This is a genomic window from Nocardia sp. MH4 (genome assembly GCF_019266065.1).
Classification (GTDB): Bacteria; Actinomycetota; Actinomycetes; order Mycobacteriales; family Mycobacteriaceae; genus Nocardia; species Nocardia canadensis.
In genome coordinates this window covers 1-21523 of sequence record NZ_LPNR01000053.1, presented here as the reverse complement: position 1 = coordinate 21523, position 21523 = coordinate 1, and the positions used below count along the sequence as shown (strand labels likewise).

General features: G+C 70.3%; 21 protein-coding genes and 3 pseudogenes. 6 read left to right on the top strand and 18 right to left on the bottom strand.

Annotated features, from left to right (window positions below; translation table 11 throughout):
- The first annotated feature begins 44 nt into the window (after positions 1-44).
- Both ATM97_RS03495 and ATM97_RS03490 read left to right on the top strand, forming a co-directional pair.
- The gene (locus ATM97_RS03495; RefSeq protein ID WP_218716472.1) at positions 45-716 is read left to right on the top strand and encodes an amino acid ABC transporter permease; all 672 of its coding nucleotides are present in this window, start codon (positions 45-47) and stop codon (positions 714-716) included.
- Positions 713-1606 carry an amino acid ABC transporter permease gene (locus ATM97_RS03490; RefSeq protein WP_218716471.1) on the top strand — a complete coding sequence of 298 codons (894 nt, stop codon included), beginning with the start codon at positions 713-715 and terminating at the stop codon, positions 1604-1606. The genes ATM97_RS03495 and ATM97_RS03490 overlap by 4 nt, the downstream gene beginning before the upstream one ends.
- A 56-nt stretch (positions 1607-1662) precedes the next feature.
- Here ATM97_RS03490 and ATM97_RS03485 read toward each other — a convergent pair whose 3' ends face one another.
- The 10 genes and pseudogenes from ATM97_RS03485 to ATM97_RS03445 form a co-directional block, all read right to left on the bottom strand.
- Entirely contained in the window at positions 1663-3429 is a 1767-nt protein-coding gene (locus ATM97_RS03485; protein WP_218716470.1) for an oleate hydratase, read from the bottom strand.
- Between the two features lie 37 nt (positions 3430-3466).
- Entirely contained in the window at positions 3467-4327 is an 861-nt protein-coding gene (locus tag ATM97_RS03480) for a 3-hydroxyacyl-CoA dehydrogenase (protein WP_218716469.1), read from the bottom strand.
- A gap of 174 nt (positions 4328-4501) precedes the next feature.
- Positions 4502-5482, bottom strand: coding sequence for a glycine betaine ABC transporter substrate-binding protein (locus ATM97_RS03475; RefSeq protein ID WP_218716468.1), 981 nt, complete (start codon positions 5480-5482; stop codon positions 4502-4504).
- Entirely contained in the window at positions 5479-6252 is a 774-nt protein-coding gene (locus ATM97_RS03470) for an ABC transporter permease (RefSeq protein WP_218716478.1), read from the bottom strand. The genes ATM97_RS03475 and ATM97_RS03470 overlap by 4 nt, the downstream gene beginning before the upstream one ends.
- A 304-nt stretch (positions 6253-6556) precedes the next feature.
- Positions 6557-7735: an ATP-binding cassette domain-containing protein gene (locus tag ATM97_RS03465; RefSeq protein ID WP_218716467.1), complete on the bottom strand. Its 1179-nt coding sequence runs from the start codon at positions 7733-7735 to the stop codon at positions 6557-6559.
- Positions 7728-8378 (bottom strand): ABC transporter permease, encoded by a 651-nt coding sequence (locus tag ATM97_RS03460; RefSeq protein ID WP_218716477.1) that lies wholly within the window; start codon positions 8376-8378, stop codon positions 7728-7730. Before ATM97_RS03460 ends, ATM97_RS03465 begins: the two co-directional genes overlap by 8 nt.
- Positions 8379-8715: 337 nt before the next feature.
- Positions 8716-8874: pseudogene (locus tag ATM97_RS34980) on the bottom strand (recombination regulator RecX); the annotation flags it as partial.
- Positions 8875-9177: 303 nt separating this feature from the next.
- Positions 9178-9720 (bottom strand): annotated as a pseudogene (locus ATM97_RS34975) (regulatory protein RecX); the annotation flags it as partial.
- A 420-nt stretch (positions 9721-10140) separates the two neighbouring features.
- Positions 10141-11178: a recombinase RecA gene (gene recA, locus ATM97_RS03450; RefSeq protein ID WP_189024126.1), complete on the bottom strand. Its 1038-nt coding sequence runs from the start codon at positions 11176-11178 to the stop codon at positions 10141-10143.
- A 178-nt stretch (positions 11179-11356) separates the two neighbouring features.
- Positions 11357-11806, bottom strand: a complete 450-nt coding sequence (locus tag ATM97_RS03445; RefSeq protein ID WP_218716466.1) for a nuclear transport factor 2 family protein — start codon at positions 11804-11806, stop codon at positions 11357-11359.
- 127 nt (positions 11807-11933) lie between these two features.
- Here ATM97_RS03445 and ATM97_RS03440 point away from each other — a divergent pair, with 127 nt between their 5' ends.
- Positions 11934-12449 (top strand): CGNR zinc finger domain-containing protein, encoded by a 516-nt coding sequence (locus tag ATM97_RS03440; protein ID WP_218716465.1) that lies wholly within the window; start codon positions 11934-11936, stop codon positions 12447-12449.
- Positions 12450-12462: 13 nt separating this feature from the next.
- On the opposite strand, the gene ATM97_RS03435 is transcribed toward ATM97_RS03440, so the two are convergent.
- From ATM97_RS03435 to ATM97_RS03425, 3 genes are all read right to left on the bottom strand, one after another.
- Positions 12463-13689, bottom strand: a complete 1227-nt coding sequence (locus ATM97_RS03435; RefSeq protein ID WP_218716464.1) for a phosphotransferase — start codon at positions 13687-13689, stop codon at positions 12463-12465.
- Positions 13690-13696: 7 nt separating this feature from the next.
- The gene (locus tag ATM97_RS03430; protein ID WP_218716463.1) at positions 13697-13888 is read right to left on the bottom strand and encodes a DUF3046 domain-containing protein; all 192 of its coding nucleotides are present in this window, start codon (positions 13886-13888) and stop codon (positions 13697-13699) included.
- A gap of 76 nt (positions 13889-13964) precedes the next feature.
- The gene (locus ATM97_RS03425) at positions 13965-15116 is read right to left on the bottom strand and encodes a glycosyltransferase (RefSeq protein WP_218716462.1); all 1152 of its coding nucleotides are present in this window, start codon (positions 15114-15116) and stop codon (positions 13965-13967) included.
- Positions 15117-15244: 128 nt separating this feature from the next.
- Here ATM97_RS03425 and ATM97_RS03420 point away from each other — a divergent pair, with 128 nt between their 5' ends.
- Positions 15245-15952 carry an HD domain-containing protein gene (locus ATM97_RS03420; protein WP_308248360.1) on the top strand — a complete coding sequence of 236 codons (708 nt, stop codon included), beginning with the start codon at positions 15245-15247 and terminating at the stop codon, positions 15950-15952.
- On the opposite strand, the gene ATM97_RS03415 is transcribed toward ATM97_RS03420, so the two are convergent.
- Entirely contained in the window at positions 15877-16587 is a 711-nt protein-coding gene (locus tag ATM97_RS03415; protein ID WP_218716460.1) for a PIG-L deacetylase family protein, read from the bottom strand. The genes ATM97_RS03420 and ATM97_RS03415 overlap by 76 nt on opposite strands.
- 28 nt (positions 16588-16615) lie before the next feature.
- Positions 16616-16789, bottom strand: a complete 174-nt coding sequence (locus tag ATM97_RS03410; protein ID WP_218716459.1) for a hypothetical protein — start codon at positions 16787-16789, stop codon at positions 16616-16618.
- Positions 16790-16962: 173 nt separating this feature from the next.
- On the opposite strand from ATM97_RS03410, the gene ATM97_RS03405 reads away from it, so the two are divergent.
- A complete protein-coding gene (locus ATM97_RS03405) occupies positions 16963-17658 on the top strand; it encodes a maleylpyruvate isomerase family mycothiol-dependent enzyme (RefSeq protein WP_218716458.1) in 696 nt (231 codons plus the stop codon).
- Positions 17659-17730: 72 nt separating this feature from the next.
- Positions 17731-19218: a carboxylesterase/lipase family protein gene (locus tag ATM97_RS03400; RefSeq protein ID WP_218716457.1), complete on the top strand. Its 1488-nt coding sequence runs from the start codon at positions 17731-17733 to the stop codon at positions 19216-19218.
- 75 nt (positions 19219-19293) lie between these two features.
- On the opposite strand, the gene ATM97_RS03395 is transcribed toward ATM97_RS03400, so the two are convergent.
- The 3 genes and pseudogenes from ATM97_RS03395 to ATM97_RS03385 all read right to left on the bottom strand — a co-directional run.
- On the bottom strand, positions 19294-20148 hold the full coding sequence (locus ATM97_RS03395) for a hypothetical protein (protein ID WP_255586907.1): 855 nt from the start codon (positions 20146-20148) through the stop codon (positions 19294-19296).
- Positions 20149-20314: 166 nt separating this feature from the next.
- A complete protein-coding gene (locus ATM97_RS03390) occupies positions 20315-21139 on the bottom strand; it encodes a PspA/IM30 family protein (RefSeq protein WP_218716456.1) in 825 nt (274 codons plus the stop codon).
- 195 nt (positions 21140-21334) lie between these two features.
- Positions 21335-21523 (bottom strand): annotated as a pseudogene (locus tag ATM97_RS03385) (transcriptional regulator); the annotation flags it as partial.

The following is a 21523-nucleotide window of genomic DNA, read 5'->3' as shown; positions in this document are numbered from 1 at the left end:
CGAGTCCTGCTGGCCCTTACACATCGATCGGAGGACGCGCGTCCGTGTTCGACCTGATCTCGAGGTACGACTCCGAAATCCTCGACGCCTTCTGGGTGACCATCAAGCTGACGTTCTTCTCCGCGATCGGCGCGCTGCTCCTCGGCACCCTCGTCGCCGCCATGCGCGTGTCCCCCATCCCGGTCGCGCGCTGGGTCGGCTCCGCCTACGTCTCGATCTTCCGCAACACCCCGCTGACGCTGATCATCGTGTTCTGCTCGCTGGGCCTGTACACGACCCTGGGCTGGAAGCTGGCCGGTGATTCGCTCTCGGACAACAACTATCGCTGGGCGATCGTCGGCTTGAGCGTCTACACGGCGGCCTTCGTGTGCGAGTCGCTGCGCTCGGGCATCAACACAGTGCCGCTGGGCCAGTCCGAAGCGGGCCGCTCGCTCGGCTTCGGCTTCGCGCAGAACCTGCGCCTGGTGGTGCTGCCGCAGGCCTTCCGCGCGGTCATCGCCCCGCTGGGCAGTGTGCTGATCGCCCTGACGAAGAACTCGACCATCGCCTCGGTGATCGGTGTCGGCGAGGCCGCCTTCCTGATGAGCGAGATGAACGAGAACGAGGCCGCGCTGCTCGCGATCGGTGCGATCTTCGCCCTCGGCTTCGTCATTCTCACCCTGCCGACCGGCCTGTTCTTCGGCTGGCTGGCCAAGCGATTCGAGGTAGCCCGATGAGCGCAGCTTCGGTCCTCTTCGACGCGCCGGGCCCCCGCGCGCGCCTGCGGCATCACCTCTACTCGGTCCTGGTCGTGCTCGCGCTGGCCGGTTTCGGCTGGCTGCTGTTCGACGCGTTCGACGAGCAGGGTCAGTTCACCGCGGCCAAGTGGAAGCCGTTCCTGGAAGCGGGCGTCTGGGAGACCTACCTGCTGCCCGGTCTGCGGGGCACGTTGACCGCGGCGGTCATCTCGATCGTGTTCGCGCTGATCTTCGGCATGATCTTCGGCATCCTGCGGTTGTCGGATCACAAGTGGATCCGCTGGACCGCGGGCGCGATCGTCGAGCTGGCCAGGGCGATCCCGGTGCTGATCCTGATGATCTTCCTGTTCGCCGTCTTCGGCGAGTACAAGGTCTTCCGCTCCGACGACCTGGCGCTGGCCGCGGTCGTCATCGCGCTGGTGATCTACAACGCCTCGGTCATCGCCGAGATCGTGCGCGCGGGTATCCGGTCGCTGCCCAAGGGCCAGACCGAGGCCGCGGTGGCGCTGGGCCTGCGCAAGACCCAGCTGATGCGCCTGATCCTGCTGCCGCAGGCGGTCACGGCGATGCTGCCCGCCCTGGTGTCGCAGATGGTGGTCGTGCTCAAGGACACCGCGCTGGGCTACCAGATCACCTATGTGGAACTGGTGCGCGCCGGTCAGCAGGAGGGTGCCTCGCAGCAGAACACCATCCCCGCGCTGATCGTCGTGGCGCTGATCATGATCTCGCTGAACCTGGCGCTGACCTTCCTGGCGACGACGCTGGAGAAGCGGCTGCGGTCGCGGCGCAAGCGGGGCGGCGGCGCCGTGCTGGCCGCCGACTCGATCGTCACCGACGCCGCTCCCGGCGTGGACATCACCAAGAACTAGCTCAGCGAACACAGCGCGGGGCCCGGTCCGGACGGATCGGGCCCCGCGTGTGTCCCCTAGTCCTCGCCGACGAGGCCGAACTCGCGCAGCAGCGGCCCGATCTCGGTGTCGTCGAGCTTCTTCAGCAGCCGGTGCCGGACGAAGTCCGGTCCGGGCAGGCTCATCTCCTCGCCGTCCCGCAACCGGCTGGTCGCCGCCAGTAGCGAGCGGATGTCGTAGGTGGAGGCGTACACCTCCGGCACCCCACGGTCGATATCGAGCAGCCGGTAGGCCGCCTCCATGCCGGTGCGCACCGAGTACTCGGTGGTGAAGATGCAGTCGCGGGTGGTCTCGGCGAACTGGCCGATGAAGGCGAAGTTCACCGCGCCGGCGGGCACCACGTCGGGCCGGTCGCCCGCCTGGCGCGGCATGAAGAACGCCGTCACGTAGGGCATCATCACCGGCACGCAGGTCGCCGCGTCGGCGGCCATCTCCGGGATCTCCGCCTCGGGCACGCCCAGGTGGTAGAGCCATTCCTGGGTGATCTCCGCCCCGGTGCAGTCCTGCATCGACTTGCGCACGAAATCGCCGGGCTTGTCGGCGAAGAGCGCGTACACCCACACCACGATCTGGTCGGCGGGCTGTTGTTTGAAGTGTGGCTGCCGGTTCACCGTCCAGCTCATCAGCCAGGACGAGTCCCGCACCGTCACGATGCCGCCGGTGACGACCTTGCCGCTGAACGGGTCCCGCTTGCAGATCTTCTGGATGTAGCGCGGAATCCGCTCGTCGAGGGTGGTGACCGTGGCCGATTCCCATTTGGTCTCCGGGATGTGGCCGCCGAAGACGTCGGGATGACCGAACGCGGGGTCCTTGGCCGCGATCCGCCGCCACAGATCCCAGGCCGGGGCCGGGCCCTCGTCGAGTTTCGCGGGCGTGTGCTGATCGCCTTCGTCGGAGTTCTCGGTGAGCGAGCCGATGGTGACGAACAGCAGATCGTTCGCCGTCAGATCGACGCCGCCGTCGACGCCCTCGGACACCCAGTGCAGCCGGGTGGCTTGTTTGCGCGGCCCGGTGATGTCGAAATCGACGTCGGTGACCTCGGTGTCGAAGCGGAACCGCACACCCTGGTCGAGCAGCCACCGATACAGCGGCAGCACCAGCGACTCGTACTGGTTGTACTTGGTGAACTTCAGCGCCGAGAAGTCCGGTAGGCCGCCGATGTGGTGGATGAAGCGGTGCAGGTACAGCTTCATCTCGAGCGCGCTGTGCCATTCCTCGAACGCGAACATCGTGCGCCAGTACAGCCAGAAATTGCTGGCCAGGAAGTCCGCGCCGAACACCTCGTCGATGCGCTTGTTCTCCATCTGCTCGCGGGTGGCGAGGAACACCTTCACGATGTCCTTCTGCGCGCGGTCGGTGAGGGTGAACAGGCCGTCGGTGTGCGCGTCCTGGCCGCGTCGCACGGTGGCGCGCTGGAGCGAGAAGTTCGGGTCGTCCTTGTTGAGCCAGTAGAACTCGTCGAGGACGCTGGCGCCCTCGATCTCCAGGGACGGCACCGAACGGTAGAGATCCCACAGACATTCGAAGTGGTTCTCCATCTCGCGCCCACCGCGGATGACGAAGCCCTTCTTCGGTTCCCTGATGCCGTCGAGCGCACCGCCGGGCAGCTTCAGCCGCTCCAGCACGGTGATCCGGTCGCCGGACATCTGCCCATCCCTGATCAGGAAGGCCGCGCCCGACAGCGACGCCAGGCCTGCGCCGACGAACCAGGCCGACTTGTCTTCCACCCCTTGGGGTTTGCGCGGACGGGCGAACGCTTCGTAGTTGCCACTGCTGTAGTACATCCGACTCCTCTGTCCGTTCCGGCGATGTCGAGCGGGACTACGCGGTGTAGCGGTAGAACCCCTCCCCGGTGGCGGCGCCGAGCTTGCCCTTGTCGATGTAGTTCTCCTTGAGCCAGGCCGCGAGCTTCTTGTGCGCGTCGCTGCCGTTGATCAGGATGTTGTAGGGGGTGGTCAGGCCGACGATGTCGAGGATCTGGAACGGGCCCATCGGGGCGCCGGTGGCGATGCGCCAGGTCTCGTCGACCGCGGCGGGTTCGGCGTACCCGCCCGCCGCCAGCTCGATGCCGGAATTCAGGAACGGCACCAGCAGCGAGTTGAGAACGTAACCGGCCTTCTCCTTGTGCAATTCGATCGGCACCATGCCGATGGCCGTCGCGAACGCGACCACGGCCTGGAACACCGCCGGATCGGTCCGCTCGGTGCCCATGACCTCGGCAGTGTTGAACTTCCAGACGTGATTGGCGAAGTGCAGCGCCAGGAACCGGTCGGCGCGGCCGGTGTAGTCGACGATGTCGCTGGGCAGCAGCGTCGAGGAGTTCGTCGCGAACACGGTGCGTTCGGGCGCCAGCGCCCCGAGCTTGCCGTAGAGGTCGCGCTTGATCTCGAGCACCTCGGGCACCGCCTCGATGATCAGGTCCGCCTCGGCCGCCGCGGCCGCCAGATCGGTGGTCAGCGTGATGCCCGTCGCGGTCGCTGCGGTGTTGCTCGCGTCGGCGCCTTCGACGTCCTGCTGATACACCTTGGCGAGCTCGTCGAATCGGCCACGTGCGGCGGTGATCGCCTTGTCGTCGATGTCGTAGGCGGTCACGTCGAACCCGTGGAAGGCGGTCTGGAACGCGATCTGGGATCCGAGCACCCCCGTCCCCAGGACGGTCACCTTGCGGAATTCGATCGTCATGCGTCATCCTCCCAGTCGGGAAGCGGACCCCCACGCCGCTCCGCGTTTCGGTTGCCGGTGTCACCACCGTCGTCCATCATGGCCCGGGAAGCTGAGCGTGCGGTGTGAAGGACGCCCGCGTTTCGGACATCTCGGGCGAAGCCCGGTAACAGTTCGGCAAACCGTCGCGAGGGGTCAGCCGACGGTGACCAGCCCCTCGGCGACCATCCAGTCGCGCGCGACGTCGGCCGGTTCGCGACCGCCGATGTCGACCTGGCGGTTGAGCTCGGTGATCACCGCGTTGGTCAGGCGGGCGGAGATGGGTGCCATGAGCGCGGCGACCTCGGGGTGCGCGTCGGCGAACGGTCCGTGCATGACGAGCGCGGCGTTGTACTTGGGGAAGAAGCCGCGGTCGTCGTCGAGCAGTACCAGATCCAGCGCCGGGATGCGGCCGTCGGTGGCCGCGACCGAGCCGAACCGGCACTGCTCGGCGTCGGCGGTCGCCTGATAGACCAGCGCGTCCTGGACGATCTGTTTCTGCACCGCACCGACATCGATGCCGTACTTGCGGGCCATCCCCGGGTAACCGTCCTGGCGGACGTTGAACTCGGTGCCCACGCAGGTGGCGGCCGCGGCCGGGTCCTTCGCGATCAGCGCCGCGTAGTCCGACAGCGTGCGCACGCCGGTCTCCTCGGCGGTGCGCCTGCTCGCGACCAGGGCGTAGGTGTTGTTCATCGGCGCCATCGCGGCCCACACCATGTCGTGCTCGGCGCGATCGGCGTCCCGGACGAGTTCGAACTGGCGCACCTCGTCCGGTTCGGGCGTCTCGTTGCCCAGGTAGTTGATCCAGCCGGTGCCGGTGTAGTCGTAGGCGATGTCGACCTGACCGTGCAACTGGGCGTCGCGCAGGCTGTTGGAGCCCTGGATATTGGTCAGGTCACGCACATTCGCGCCCGCCGCCGTGAGCGCGAATTCGATCAGATAGCCGAGGATATTGGCCTCGGTGAAGTCCTTGGAACCCACGGTGACGGCGACGCCGTCGAGGGCGGGCACGGCCACGATGCTGCCCGGTCCCACCGGCAGCGGCACCGAACCGCCCGACTGCAGACCGCAACTCGCGATCAGCAGCACACCGGCCACGGGCGCGAGCCCACGCAACCATCGGGTGATCCTCACCGCAACCCCCTCGGTCCGAGGAACTGCTCGGCCAGCGCGCCCAGCCAGTCGACCAACAGGGCCAGGGCGACGGCCAGCACCGCGCCCACGGTCAACGTGACGGTGTCGCGCAGCTTGTACCCGGTATCGATGAGGATGCCGAGGCCGCCCGCGCTCACCAGGAACGACAGCGTCGCGGTGCCGACGGCCAGCACCAGTGAGGTGCGCAGGCCGGCCAGGATGTAGGGCACCGCGAGCGGGAACTCGATGCGCCGCAGCACCTGCACCGACGACATCCCTTGCCCGCGACCGGCGTCGACGAGCGTCGGATCCACCTCCTGGTAACCCAGGATCGTGTTGCGCAGCACCGGCAGCAGCGAACAGAACGCGATCGGCGCGACCCCCACCCAGAATCCGGTGGTCCGGGTGACCAGGTAGCACAGCACGATCAGGCCGATGGCGGGCGCCGAGGCACCGATATTGGCGATGCCGACGAAGATCGGTGCGAGCCCGCGGAATCCGGGCCGGGTCAGCAGCGTGCCCAGCGGCACCGCTACCGCGACGACGATGATCACCACCGCCGCGGTGATCAGGATGTGCTGCCAGGTGACCTCGGCGATATTGCCGACGCTGATGCTCGCCTGCTGGGTGAGCGTGAGATCGCGCCGGAACGCCCACACCAGCACCCCGACGGTGAGGATCAGCACGATCACGGGCTGGACCAGCAACCGCAGGAACTCGGCGCGCCGCTGCGCGCCCGGTACGGCGACGGCGGCCGTTCCGTCCGTCATCGAACGCGGCGGGGCGGGAACAGGATTCGTCATTCGAACCTCCGAGGCCGCGGTGTGGGGCCTGCGGCGGCGCCGTGGACGGCGAACACCCGGTCGAACACCGGCCGGTCGGCGGACGAACCGTCGGCACGACGCGCCGTCCGCAGCACGACGGGCACGGCCGACGGTCGGGCAAGCCCGTCGCCGACCGGAAGCCGTCGGTGTCCGCGGTGTTCGGTCCTCCCGCCGGGCCGGTCACCGACCTGTCGAGTGCGAGTGCTGTCGACCGGCCGAGCAGCGCACCGGAGCGCGACCTGCGCCGCGCTCATGCCCGCGCCGTTTCGGCGGCCCCGGCGGCGGCCAGGTGGCTGATCAGAGTGTCGACGGTGACGACGCCGGCGAACGCGCCGGTGCCGTCGACGACCACGGCCGAGGCGGTGCGTTCGGTCAGCAGGATCGCGAGGGCGTCCTGCAGGGTCGCGTCGGTGGGCAGCGTGGTCTGGATCGGGGTGCCGAGGTCCCGCAGCGAATCCGCGTGGGCGAGTTCACCTGCCGCGATCCGGCGGATCGGGGTCCGGTCGGCGGCCAGGACGATGCCCCAGTCCTGCCGCGCCGTGTGCAGGCGGTCGGTGAGGTCGGCCGGGGCGGTGTCCTCGGCGACGGCGATGCCCTGGTCCAGGTCGAGATCGGCCAGCACGGCCAGGCCGAGGCGGTCGATGGTGGCGGTGTTGCCGACGAAACCGGCGACCGTCTCGTCGGCAGGCGCGGCCAGGATCGCCGCCGGGGTGTCGTACTGGAGGATGCGGGACCGGTCGCCCAGGACCGCGATCCGGTCGCCCAGTTTCACGGCCTCACCGAAATCGTGGGTGACGAAGACGATGGTCTTGCCGAGTTCGCCTTGCAGGCGCAGCAATTCGTCCTGCAGCAGCGCGCGGGTGATCGGGTCGACGGCACCGAACGGCTCGTCCATCAGCAGCACCGGCGGGTCGGCCGCCAGCGCCCTGGCCACCCCGACGCGCTGTTGCTGACCGCCGGAGAGCTGGCGCGGATAGCGACCGCGATACACGGCGGGGTCGAGGCCGACGAGGGCGAGCATCTCGTCGACACGGGCTCGGGTGCGTGTGCGGTCCCAGCCGAGCAGGCCGGGGACCGTGGCGATGTTCTTGGCGACAGTCAGGTGCGGGAACAGGCCGGCCTGCTGGATGGAATAGCCGATACCGCGCCGCAATTCGTCGGCGTCGATGCCCGCGGCGTCGCGGCCGCCGATCGTGACGGTGCCGGAGGTCGGTTCGATCAGCCGGTTGATCATCCGCATGGTGGTGGTCTTGCCGCACCCGGAGGGGCCGACCAGGACCACGATCTCCCCCGCCGGGATGGTCATGCTGACCTCCTCGACCGCCGGATCCGGCTGGTCGGGATAACGCTTGGTGACCCGGTCGAGGACGATCTCGACCCCGGAGACCGCGGATGCGGCGGCGCCGGTGCTGGTTTCGGTGTCAGTCACGAATTCCCCTCGAGATGGTGAGGCGGCCGAGCAGCAGCAGGACGCCGTCGAGCGCGAGCGCGAGCACGACGATGAGCACGGTCCCGGTCAGCGCCTGCGGCACCGCGTTCGGGCTGCCCAGGCGCGAGAGCCCGGAGAAGATGAGGTTGCCCAGGCCGGGGCCTTTGGCATAGGCGGCCAGGGCCAGAATGCCCATGATCATCTGGGTGCTGACCCGCATTCCGGCGAGGATCGACGGCCAGGCCAGCGGCAGTTCGATGGTGCTCAGCAGCCGCAGCCGGTTCATCCCGACGCCCCGCGCGGCGTCGATCACCGCCGGATCCACCGACGACAGCCCGAGCACGGTGTTGCGCAGGATAGGCAACAGCGCGTACAGCACCAGCGCCACGATCGTCGGCCCGACGCCGAGCCCGAGGAAGGGGATCAACAGCCCGAGCAGCGCGAACGAGGGCACCGTGAGGATCGCTCCCGCGGTCGCGGTCGCGGCGGCCGAGCCGAGCGGGCTCCGGTACACGAGCACCCCGACCAGCACCGCGACGATCGTCGCCAGCGCCAGCGACTGCACCACCGCCGACACATGCAGGTACGAATCGACCAGCAGCTGCTCGCGCCGGTTCACCACGAACGACCACAACGCGTCCAGGGTCCACCTCCCCGTAGTTCGGCGGCCACACCAGGCCCTGTCCCCCGGAATGCCCACCCCGACCACAGGTGAAACACCCGGTTACCACACCCCCGCCGCATTCTGCGGCGCTCGAATCCGCCTGCGCGAAACCACGTTTCACCGGCGCGAAGTCATCTTACGCGCCGGACCTCCCACACGGAGCCGTTCCCGCCACCGGACTCGCCGCCCTCGCGCCCATGCCCCGGGGGGCAGCACGATCCTCGCGCCGTCGCCCTCACGCCGCCTAGCGGCGACATCCTCGCGGCGATGCCCAACTGCCGAAGTCGAGCAGCACTCGGAAAGTTCGTCACCTGGCTCAGCGATCAGCCTCGGCCAGTTCGGCTTTGACGACCGCGTAGGCGATGGCGGGGCTGTAGCCGCGGCGGGCGAGCATGTCGACCAGGCGGCGGGTGGCCTTGGCGCGGTCGAGGTCGGTGGGCATGCCGCGGAGTTTGCGGCGGACCAGGTCGGCGGCGGCCTGCTCGTCACCGGGGACCGGGCGGCGCGGCGCGCGCCGGTCGGTACTCCGGTCCGGGGTGTCGGTGTCGGTGTCTCCGGGAGCTTCGCTGTCGGCCGATGTGCTGACCGCGCGTGACCATCGGGAGCGGTTCCGGCGCGGGAGCCCCTCGGCGGGGCTGTCCGAGTCCGCCTCGATCGCAGGATCGGCGTGCGATATCGGATCGCCCGGTCGTCCGGGTCGTCGGTGATCGTGGGACGGCTCGTCCGGGTCCGGATCGGGCTTGCTCGCCCCGCGTGGCCGCGCGGGCGCCTGGGTGAATCCCGCCTCGGCGAGTTCCGCGGTGACGACGGCGAAGGCAGTCGACTGGTCGTAGCCGCGGCGGGCCAGCATGCCGACGAGACGGCGGACGGCCTTGTCGCGGTCCAGGTCCCGGGACAGGGTGGTGAGTTTGCGGCGGACCAGGTCGGTGGCGCGGGCGCGTTCGGCGTCGTCGGTGACGATCGCCAGCGCGTTCTCGGCATCGGCGGGAGCGACGCCCTTGTCACGCAGTTCGCGCTGCAGGGCCCTCTTCCCCCGGCCGGAGTACGTGTGGCGCTCGTGCACCCACTGTTCGGCGAAGGAACTGTCGTCGACGAGGCCGACTTCGGCGAGCCGGTCGAGCGCGGCCGCGGTCACCTCGAGCCGGAAACCCTTCTCCCCGAGACGTTTCTCCAGCTCGGCCCGGCTGCGGGCGCGCACGGCCAGCAGATTGAGGCAGGCGTCCTTGGCCTGGTCGATCGTCGCCTTCGGACGGTCGCCCGGGGCGAGCCGGCGTGTGCCGGCCCGCCTGTCGGGCTCTCCCGGCTGGGATCCGGCCGCCACCGGATCCACCTGCCGCCCGTCGTCACCACCGACGCCGGTCGACAGGGAGTCTTTCTCGCGCCGGCCGGACCTGCGTCCGCGCCGGGCGCCACGGGGACGCGCCCCGCTCCCCCACTCTTCATGATCATCCCCAGTCCGCGCAGCGGAATCGTGTGGTTGATCATCATCGGCGAATCCGGTCGGGTGCGCGCGCTGCGGATCGCCCGCACCCGACCGAATTCCCCTGGCGTCCAGTTCGGCCCGGTGTGCCCGAGCCGGCCGGACGAGTTCGGTGTCCGCGCTGTCGCGGTGGCGGTCTCGCCGCTCCGGCGCTTCCGGCACCACCTCGATACCGAGGCGGGCCAACTGCCTGCGCATGTCCTCGACCGGATCCACCCCGCCACGAGGCGCACGGCCGCCGGAGATCGGCGAGCCCATCGGCTAGAAGTCGGCGGGTGCGTCGGCCTCGGCGGTCAGGTCGGCGCCGATGCCCAGCTTCTCCTTGATCTTCTTCTCGATCTCGTCGCGCACGTCGGTGTTCTCCAGCAGGAACTTGCGGGCGTTCTCCTTGCCCTGGCCCAGCTGGTCGCCCTCGTAGGTGTACCAGGAGCCCGACTTGCGGATGAAGCCGTGCTCGACACCCATGTCGATGAGCGAGCCCTCCTTGGAGATGCCCTGGCCGTAGAGGATGTCGAACTCGGCCTGCTTGAACGGCGGGCTGACCTTGTTCTTGACGACCTTCACGCGGGTCCGGTTGCCGACCGCGTCGGAGCCGTCCTTGAGGGTCTCGATGCGGCGCACATCCAGGCGGACCGAGGCGTAGAACTTCAGCGCCTTACCGCCGGTGGTGGTCTCCGGCGAGCCGAACATGACGCCGATCTTCTCGCGCAGCTGGTTGATGAAGATGGCGGTGGTGCCCGAGGTGTTGAGCGCACCGGTCATCTTGCGCAGCGCCTGGCTCATCAGGCGGGCCTGCAGGCCGACGTGGCTGTCACCCATCTCGCCCTCGATCTCGGCGCGCGGCACCAGGGCGGCGACGGAGTCGATGACGATGATGTCGATGGCGCCGGAACGCACCAGCATGTCGGCGATCTCGAGCGCCTGCTCACCGGTGTCGGGCTGGGAGACCAGCAGCGCGTCGGTGTCGACGCCCAGCTTGCGGGCGTAGTCGGGGTCCAGGGCGTGCTCGGCGTCGATGAACGCGGCGACGCCACCCGCGGCCTGGGCGTTGGCCACCGCGTGCAGCGCGACGGTGGTCTTACCCGAGGATTCCGGGCCGTAGATCTCGACGACGCGACCACGCGGCAACCCGCCGATGCCGAGCGCGACGTCGAGCGCGATGGAGCCGGTCGGGATGACGGAGATGGGCTGGCGGGCCTCCTCGCCCAGGCGCATGACCGCGCCCTTGCCGAAGCTCTTCTCCACCTGCGCCAGTGCCAGCTCCAGCGCTTTGTCGCGATCGTAGGCCTGCGGTGCCATGATGTGGTCCCCTTCTCGAGGTGAGTGTCTCTCTGGTTGGCGCCCACAGTAGAGGCCGGCACCGACAAGTTCTGGCGCCCAGATTAGTCGAACACCCATTCGAGTCAAGCGACGCGCCCGCCCAACACGCGAGGACTCGCAAACCCGTCGCACATCGACGGCACCGCGGGCCCGTCGGCTACCGCTGCGGCAGCACCGAGTCGTCGCCCTCGGCGCGCGGCCCGAAGATCCGGCGCTCGGATTCGTCGATCCGCACGTCGTTGATGCTGGCCTCGCGCCGCGCCATCCGCCCGTCCGGCGCGAACTCCCACTGCTCGTTGCCGTAGCTGCGCCACCACTGACCGGACTCGTCGTGCCACTCGTACTGGAAGCGCACGGCGATGTGGTTGTCGTGGAAGGCCCACAGATCCTTGCGCAAGGCGTAGCCGTTCTCGGTCGCCCACTTGCGGGTCAGGAAGTCGACGATGGCGGCGTGGCCGGTGAAGAACTCGTCGCGGTTGCGCCACACCGAGTCCTCGGTATAGGCCGCGGCGACCCGCTCGGGATCGCGGGTGTTCCAGGCGTTTTCGGCGGCGAGCACCTTGGCGCGCGCGGAGTCGAGGTCGAAGGGTGGCAGTGGCGGTCGCACGGGGGACCCCTTCCGGAATGTTAACTATCTATTCAGCGTTGACAGGTTAGACAGTAGGGTGGCCGGGCGACACCGTCAACCCGTGAAATCGCGACAGTGGTTAGGAGATGAGTTGGTAACCTCAGGCATGCGCGATCCCCGTCCGCACACCGGCGAACCACCGGCTCTGGACCTGCTCAATACGCGATGGGCCGGCGCCACCCCCGGTGACCTGCTCACCGATCTCGACGGGCTGCGGCTGTGGCTCGAGCTCACCGGACTCGCCGACCGCGTTCCCGCCGACGAGCACACGCTGACCGCCCTGCACGCCGCCCGCGACGCCGTCCACGCGGCGGTCACCACCGCCGACCCCACCGCGCTCAACCAGGTCCTCGACCGCGGCCGCCTGCGCCGGGAACTCACCGCCGACGGCCCGCGCGATATCCCCGAGGTGGCCGATCCGGCCTGGCTGCCGGGCTGGCTCGCCGCCGACAACCTGCTGCACCTGATCGCCGAGGCGCCGCACCGGATCCGCCAGTGCGCCCACCCGGACTGTGTCCTGTTCTTCTACGACACGTCCAAGAACGGCACCCGGCGCTGGCATTCCATGGCGACCTGCGGCAACCGCACCAAGGCCGCACGCCACTACGCCAAGACCAACTGAGCGCCGGGGCGCCTCAGAACAATTCGTCGAGCAGCCGGTAGTACTCGAGCTTGGCGCGGTCGGGCCCGGTCAGCCCGTAGGCGGTGAAGAACGCCGCGACCGCGTCGATGCCGAAGTCCTCGGCCAGGTCGCGTTCGGCGAGGGCGAGATCGCGATAGCGGTCGGCCACCCCCAGCCCGCCGACATCGATCAGCACCCCACCGGCGAGCACATTGCCCGGGGTGAAGTCGCCGTGCGCGACGACGAGATCCTCCTCCGACGGCCGCTGGGCCACCAGGTGCTCGTGGATCGCCGCGGGAGTGAGGTCGCGGTGGTCGGCGTCGAAATCGGCGGTGTCGACGAACTCTTCGACGACGTGGCGGCGGGCCTGCGCGAGAGTCACCTCGAGGCGTCCGTCGAACGGGCAACCGGTCACCGGCAGGGCGTGCAGCGCGCGCAGAGCCTGCCCCATCACCGTGCCGACCTCGGCCGGATCACCGGCCAGGTCGGTGAGCGAGCGGGCTTCGGCATCCGCCAGCACCAGGATGTCCTCGGCGAAGGCGGCCACCGTCGGCACCGCGATGCCGTTGTCGCGCAACCAGTTCAGCCGATCGTGCTCGGCGACCGCGCGCGGCCCGCGCTTGATCCAGTACCCGCCCGAGCGCACGAGGTTACCGCCGCGGCCCTCGTGCTCGTCCGACCACGCGGGCACCGGCCCGAGCAGCTCGGCGACCGGGGGCGGCAGCGGCAGGGCCAGTTCGTCGAGGTGGTCCAGGGCCGCGCGGGTGGACTCGATGAGTTCGGAATCGCCGTCGGCCACCCGCAGCCGCATCGCCTCGTTGAGCAGCTCCCGCGCCTCCCGCGGCCGATGCTGCTCGGCCAGCGACTTACCCAGGTGATGGGCGGCGAAGGAGACCAGCTCCGGATCGAGCGCGCGGCTGGCATCGAGGGCGCGCCGGTACAGGATCTCGGCGGGCGCGGGCTCGCCCTGGTAGCGGTACACGTCGGCGAGGTTGATCCACACGGTGATCCGGCGCCGTTCGGTATCGGCCAGCTCCAGCGCCTGGTCGAGCCGGTCGAGAGCCTCGTCGTGGCGCCCGAGCAGCATCAGCGCGATGCCGAGCCGGCGCAGACCGCCGAAATCGTGGGGATCGGCGACCGCGACCCTGGCCGCGAGGGTCTCCGGGTCGACCGGGATCATCCGCAGCCGCTCGTCGAACCGATACGGCCGGGTGTCCGGATTCTGCGCTGTCACAGCCATGACCTGCTCACCATCGGGTTCGGGGAACATCGAAGTCGGCGCAGAGGGCGCGCCACACGTCTCGCGGGTCGACGCCCGCCTCGATCGCGGCGGCACCGGTCCGCCCGAGCGCCGGTATCACGTGATCGGCCAGCATGGCGTCGGCGCGCGCCACGCCGAACTCGGTGTGCATCAGCTCCTGGAATTCGGTCAACCGCACGCTGCCCAAGATACTCGCGCTCGGCGACACCCGACAGAGCCGCCGGTGGCGGACCCCACCGCCCGATCCGGCGGCGTCAGCGCGTCGCGGCCTTGTGACAGATCTCCACCGGATCCTCGACCTCGGCCTGCCCGGCAGCGGCCCGGCGGGCCGCGGCCGCGTAGGCCGGGTCATCGAGCACCTGGCGCACCGCGGCGCCGACCGCCTCGGGTGTCAGCGGGCGCACCAGCACCGAACTCCCCTGGCGCACCGCACGATTGGCCAGTTCCCACTGGTCCCCGCCGCCGGGCACGGTCACCACCGGCACGCCGGCGGCCAGGGATTTCGCGAGCAGGCCGTGGCCGCCCCCGCCGACGACCACCGCGGCCTCGGTGAGCAGGACGTCCTGGCGTCCCAGTCCGGCACTCGCCCAGTCGGGCAGGTCCGCAGGTGGGGTGTCGAGCATCGAGACGGCCGCGCGCACGCCGAGCCCGGCCAGTCCGGCCAGCACGGTGTCGGCCATGGCGTCCACCCCCGTATGCGCGGTGGACGGCGCCACCATCACCAGCGGCGCGTCCCCGGGCGGCACCGGCAGGAGCGCGTCGGTCGGTTCCCACAGCAGCGGCCCGACGACGTGGGTGTCGGCGGGCCAGTCCGGCCGGTCCACCTCCAGCGCGGGCAGGGTCGCGACGAGCCGCGCGGTGGGGCCGGGATCCTCGGCGGGCAGACCGATGCTCTCGCGCGCCGCCGAGCGCTGCCGGTTGCCCGCCTTGACCGCGCGGGCGGTCATCGTGCGCAGTACGCCGTCGCGCACCCGGCCGCGCACACCCTCCCCCGGCGCGAGCCCACTGCCGATCGGCGGCAACGCTTTCGAAGGCAGATACAGCGGATGCGGGGACAGTTCGACCCACGGCAGGCCGAGTCGTTCGGCCGCCATCCCGCCGCCCGCCGTGAGCACGTCCGAGACGACCAGGTCCGGCAGCATCGCGCCGAGCTCGGGCAGGTTCTCGGTCGCGATATGGGCGGCGCGCTCGTGGATGCGCGCGCCCGCGTCGGCGTCGTTGTCGGTGGGGCGCGGCGCGAGACCCTTGAGCCTGCGCACACTGATGCCAGCGGCTCTGGCCGCGTCGAGCCAGCGCGGGCCGGTGAACAGCACCGGCTCGTCGCCCGCGGCGAGCAATCGCAGACACAACGCGATCGCGGGAAACGCATGCCCTGGATCGGGCCCGGCCACCACAGCTACTCGCATGTCGCCAGCGTGCCATATCGCTCGGCATGGTTCGCCGTGCCCAGCCTGCTACCGGCTGGTCGGCTACCGTCACGACGAGACCCGGGCGCAGCCGGTTGCCCGTCGAATCGCGAGGAGTGACCCCGCCCGTGCGGCCCGAAATCCCCACCCCCGACCCGGACGCGGGCGACCTCGACCGGGCAGACGATCACGACACCATCCGCCCACCGGTCTCCAGCGGCGCGATCACGACCGTCGACGCCCTGTTCGCGCTGCTCGCCCGCTGCGCGGACGCCTGGGACACCGCCGACCGCACCGGCGATCCGGTCGACATCCTCGATCACGACCGCCAGTGCGCCGAACTGCTGCGCCGCGACCACCCCGACGACCCGGAACTCCAGGTCGCGGGCCTGGTCCACGACATCGGCCACGTCCTGGTCCCCGGTGACGACGCGGGTCACGGCCGCCACGGCGCAGACGCGGTGCGGGCGCTGCTCGGTGAGCGGGTCGCGCGCCTGGTGGAGTTGCACGTGGTCGCGAAACGCTTTCTGGTGGCCACGGATCCGGCGCACGCCGCTGGCTTGTCCGCCTCGAGCCTGCGCACCCTCGTCGCGCAGGGCGGGCCGATGTCCCCGGAGGAGGCGCGGGCCTTCCGCGCCGACCCGGATTTCGCCGCCGCACTCGCGTTGCGCCGCGCCGACGACGCGGGCAAGGTCGTCGGCTTGTCCGTGGCGCCGCTGTGGGATTGGCGGCCGACGGTCGAGCGCGTCGCCGCGTCGAATCAGCCCGCGAAGGTGAACAGTTCGAACCCGACCGCGTGCGCGGCGGGGAATCCGTCCTTGGGACCCGTTGCGTAGGAGACGATCTCGTCCACCTGCTGCTCGACCGGCACCGGGCTGAGTACCTGGAGGTAGCGCCGGTGCGCCGCGAGCGAGGCCCGCGCCTTGTCCAGCTGTTCGCCGACGTCCACCGCGTGGGTCATGACCGGACCGACCACGGCGGCCCAGCGCGCCGACCACGGTGCCAGGTCGGCGATCTCGGGGAAGATCCATTCGTTGCCCGCGTCGGAGACGGCGTCCATCGCCGAGCGGCCCACCGCCCGATGATCGGCGCTGTTGACCATGCCGGGCGCCCAGGTGTCACCGAAGTTGAACAGCACCACCATTTCCGGGCGATGCCTGCGGATCGCGGCGGCCAGTTCCCGCCGCAGCGCCAGGCCCTCCTCGATCCGCCCGTCGGGGTGGTCGAGGAATTCGACGGTGTGCACACCCACCTCCCGCGCGCCCGCGAGCTCCTCGATCTCCCGCAGCGGCCCGGCCTGCGCGGGCGGCATGCCCGCGATGCCCGCCTCGCCGCGGGTGACGAGCAGATAGCGGATGTCCTTGCCCTGTCCGGTCCACCGCGCGACCGCGGCGGCCGCACCGTATTCGATGTCGTCGGGATGCGCGACGATCACCAGTCCGCGCTGCCAGTCCTCGGGTATCTGTTCCACCCGGCCATGCTAAGCGCAGACGCCGCGATCACGGCTTGGTCAGCGTGGTCTTGTCGGACCCGGACACCGCCTTGTACAGCAGGTACACCCCGGTACCGATCGCGGCGATCACCAGGACCGGCAACAGCGCCTCGATCAGCGCCCCGATGATCCAGAACGCGATCAACGCGACCACGACGATGCCGATGACTTTCCAGACCATGATGTGCTCCTCGCCAGTTCCGTGACCGCCCTCCGGCGATCCGACACCTTCGATGCTCCCACCCACGATCCGATAAATCACCAGGTCAGCCCGGAAATCGGGGGCGATCTCAGGGTTCACCCCGAGGCCGGATCAGCGCATCGCCCGCCCGCGCGGCGACTACCGTGGGCGGTATGGACTACCTGGCTGTGCTGCGCGCGGGGCTCACCTCCTTCGGAGAATTCGTCACCGCGGACGCCGACCTCGCCACTCCGGTCCCTTCCTGCGGCAGCTGGACGCTCTACGACCTCGTCGACCATGTCGGCCGCGGGAACATGTGGGTCGTCACCGCGGTGACCGAACTGCGCGGCGACGACGAGGGCGATCCCGCGCCGAAGGACATCGCGGCACTGCGTGATTGGTACGAAGCCACCGCGGACGCCCTGGTCACCGCGCTGTCGGCCGATCCGGACCGAGAGGCGTGGACTTTCACCCGCACCATGCCCCGCACGGTGGGGTTCTGGCGCCGCCGACGCACACACGAGACGCTCATGCACCTGTGGGACGGCCACGCCGCGCTCGGCACGGCCGCGCCGTTCGACCCTGAGCTCGCGGTCGACGGCATCGACGAGGTCTTCGAGCTCTTCGCGCCGCGGATGATCCACCGCGGCCTGGCCACCGCGCCGGAGGTCGCCCTGCGACTGCGCGCCACCGACACCGACGGCAGCTGGACCTACGGTCCGGGTGAACCGGTTGCCGAGCTCGCGGGCACCGCGTCGGATCTGCTGCTCGCGCTGTGGGCGCGCCGACCTGCCTCCGATCCCGCACTGACCTGGACCGGCGACAGCTCGGCGGGCCGCCGAATACTGGCTGGGCCGCTGGTCCCCTAGCCGCTGCAGGCCGAACGACTGACGCCGACCGGGGCACGCGCCCATAATCGGGGCGTCAGCGAGGAGAAGTCCATGGAACCCATCGTCAGGATCGCCGGCGGCGCGGTGCGCGGCCGGACCGAATCGGGTGTCACCCGTTTTCTCGGGGTGCCCTACGCGGCGGCCCCGGTCGGCGCGAAACGCTTCCAGCTGCCCGAACCCGCGCCCGCCTGGGACGACGTGCGCGAGGCGACGCAGATGGGCGCGACCTGCGTCCAGTCGCCGTATCCGGCGCCGATCCACGCGCTGATCGGCAGCGACGGCATTCCCGGCGACGAGTACCTCAACGCGAACGTCTGGACGCCGGATCCGGGCGCGAGCGGGCTGCCGGTCCTGGTATGGATCCACGGCGGCGCGTTCGTGCGCGGATCGAACGCGCGCGCCATCTACGACGGCACGGCCTTCGCGCGCGACGGCGTGGTGCTGGTATCGATCAACTACCGGCTCGGGATCTCCGGGTTCGCCGCGCTGGACGGCGCCCCGCTCAATCGCGGTCTGCACGACCAGCTCTTCGCGCTGCGCTGGGTGCGCGACAACATCGCCGCCTTCGGTGGCGATCCGGACAATGTGACCGTCTTCGGTGAGTCGGCGGGCGGGATGAGCGTGGCGGCGCTGATCGCCGCGCCGCAGTCGAGCGGACTGTTCCGCCGGGCGATCATGCAGAGCGGCAACGGCGCGGTCGCCGCCGACGCGCAGGACGCGCGCACGGTGGCCGCCGCGCTGGCCGCGGAACTCGGGATCACCCCGACCGCCGCCGATTTCGGCGAGCTCGGTCCCGACGCATTGCGCACCGCGCAGAACGCGGTCGCCCTCGCGGTGATGACCGACCCCGACCCGCAGCGCTGGGGCGCCTCGGTGATCGAGCAGGGCATGGGCATCATGAGCCTGTTCCCGGTGATCGACGACGACATTCTCCCCGGCGCGCCGACGGCGGTGCTGGCCGCCGACCCTGACCGTGCGGTGCCGCTCATCGCCGGCACCACCGCCGACGAGTTCCGGTTCTTCACCGTCCCGACCGGCATCACCGCCGCCGTCACCGCCGACACCCTGCCGTTCGTGCTCACCCGCTACGGGATCGATCCCGCGGTGGCGCAGACGTATTCGGCGCAGCGCCCCGATGCCACCCCGGCCGAGATCTTCAACGCGATCCTGACCGACTGGTGCTTCCGAGCGGGCACGGTCGACTTCGCCGAGGCCAACGCCGTGGGCGCACCCACCCATGTCTACGAATTCGCCTGGCCCACCGATCTTCCCGGCCTGGGTGCCTGCCACGTGCTCGAGGTCCCGTTCGTCTTCGACGCGCTCGCCGGGGCGCACTCGCTGACCGGCCCGCACCCGCCGCAGGCACTGGCCGACGAAATCCACGCGGCCTGGGTGAAGTTCGCGACCGACGGCGACCCGGGGTGGGCGGCGTTCGACAGCGAGCACAAGCGGGTGCGGATCTTCGACGCCCCCGCGTCGTCGACGGTGGAGAATCCGCGCTCGGCCGAACTCGACGCCCTGCGCCAGACCATCGCCTGACCCGGCACGGCCCCGAGGCCGGAAGGCGTCGGGGCCGGAAGGCGTCGGGGCCGGAAGGCGTTGTCCGCGTTCGGACTAGCGCGGACCGGGGACGGGACGGTCGGCCAGGTCGGTGAGCGCCTGCGCCCAGCCGTCGAGCCGATCGGCGGCCTCGCGCAGATCGGCGACGATGCCGTTGAACTGGTAGGCCACCACGGTGTCCTCGGGGACGGCCAGAATGCGCGCCGCCGCGGCGACGAGCTGTTCGTACTCCATGACGCCGGTCTCCAGGCGCGCGAGCACCCCGTTGACGGTGACTTTCAGCGCGGCGACGGTCTCGGGGTTGGCTCGTCCGACGGTGTCGGCGGCCTGTTCCATCGCCACGATGTCGGTGGCCAGCGCGTGCAGCGCGGCCGCGCCGGAGCGGGCCGTCTCGAGCAGATCGCGCAGTTCGTCCTCGGGCAGTCGCCGGGTGCGGGCGATCTGGGTGCCGAGTCCGTGCAACGCGCGTTCGGCGCGGATCAACCGCTGGATCGGACCGCGGGCCACCGAGCGCAGCCCCGGGGTCTTGCGGGCGACGAAGGCCGCCTGCGGCAACGGCTGACCGCGCAACTGCAGATACCGGCGCGCGCTCAAGGCGGTCCCGGTCACGAAAGCGACCGCGCCACCGCCGATCACGACGACCGCCCAGGCCGGCGCCGACACCACGGCCAGGCCGACCGCGCCGACGGTGGTGATGCCCGAGGCGGTGCCGAGCTGGAAACTGCGCCGGCGAGCACGCCGACGTCGACGCAACTCCCGTTCGCGCGGATCGGCCCAGCGACGCACGGCCACCATCGCCTGCTCACCGACCTCGCGCAGGGTCGCGGGCACACCGCCGGTCGCGGTGGTTCGCACCAGCTGCGCCGGATCGATGATCTCGGCTCGCTCGCGCCGTGTTCTCCCGCTCATCCCTCATCCTTTCGTCGCCACGGACCAGTGTCGCAGCAGACGACGACAAGTTCCCACCATCACGCGCCCGCGACCCGGGAAGCGGCGACCGAAAACGCCGACCGGGTCGCCGGTCGATGCCTACCGGCGACCCCTGGGCCGCGAACCCGCGCGCCTGCGCGCCGACCTACTGCTGGGCCGCCTGGCCCTTGTTGATCTGCGGCGCCTGCGCGGGCTGCTGCTGCGCCGGATCGATCGCCGCGGCGTTGTTGCCGGTGGGCAGCGCGTCACCGCGCATCGAGGCCCGGATCTGCTCGAGCTTGCTGTGGCCCGCCATCTGGATGCTGGCCTGCTGGACCTCCATCATGCGGCCCTGCACCGTGTTCTGCGCCAGCTCGGCGGCACCGAGCGCGTTGGCGTAGCGACGCTCGATCTTGTCGCGCACCGCGTCGAGGCTGGGGGTGGAGCCGGGTGCCGACAGAGTGGAGTCCATCTGCTGCAGCGAGGCCGAGACCTGCTCCTGCATCTTGGCCTGCTCGAGCTGGCTGAGCAGCTTGGTGCGCTCGGCCACCTTCTGCTGCAACATCATCGCGTTCTGCTCGACCGCCTTCTTGGCCTGTGCGGCGGCCTGCAGGGACTGGTCGTGCAGCACCTTGAGGTCTTCCACCGACTGCTCGGCGGTGACCAGCTGGGCGGCGAACGCCTCGGCGGCGTTGGTGTACTGGATCGCCTTCTCGGTGTCGCCCGCAGCGGCCGCCTGATCGGCCAGGGTGACGGCCTGACGGGCGTTGGCGTTGAGCTTCTCGACCTCGTCGAGCTGGCGGTTCAGCTTCATCTCCAGCTGACGCTGGTTGCCGATCACCGACGCTGCCTGCTGCGACAGCGCCTGGTGCTGACGCTGCGCCTCCTCGATAGCCTGCTGAATCTGGACCTTCGGATCCGCATGCTCCTCGATCTTGGAGTCGAAGAGGGCCATCATGTACTTCCAGGCCTTCACGAACGGATTAGCCATCGATTGATCCCGCCTCCATCTGTGCGTCGCTCGTGCGACTGGTGGTGCGCGACCGTCACGCACCAGATATGTGCTTATCCTTCACCATGCGGCACCCGGGCCGGTGCGACCGGCCCGATCGACGCCTGATGAGAATCTATCCGTTCTCACCAACAGTGCGCAGCGTCTCGCCCGTCGAGCACGTGGTTCGCCGCGTCACATTCCCTTCACCAGTACCAGCATCTCGGCCCTGGGCGCCGGGATGACGATCCGGGTGTCCTCGGCGATGCCGATCCGGGCGCCCTGTTCGGCCGACATGCTCGCCGCGGCGCCGGCCTCCGGCGCGGCGGCGGGTTCGGCGGGGGCGGGTTCGGCCGGGGCGGCCTCACGCTCGGCGGCGGGGCC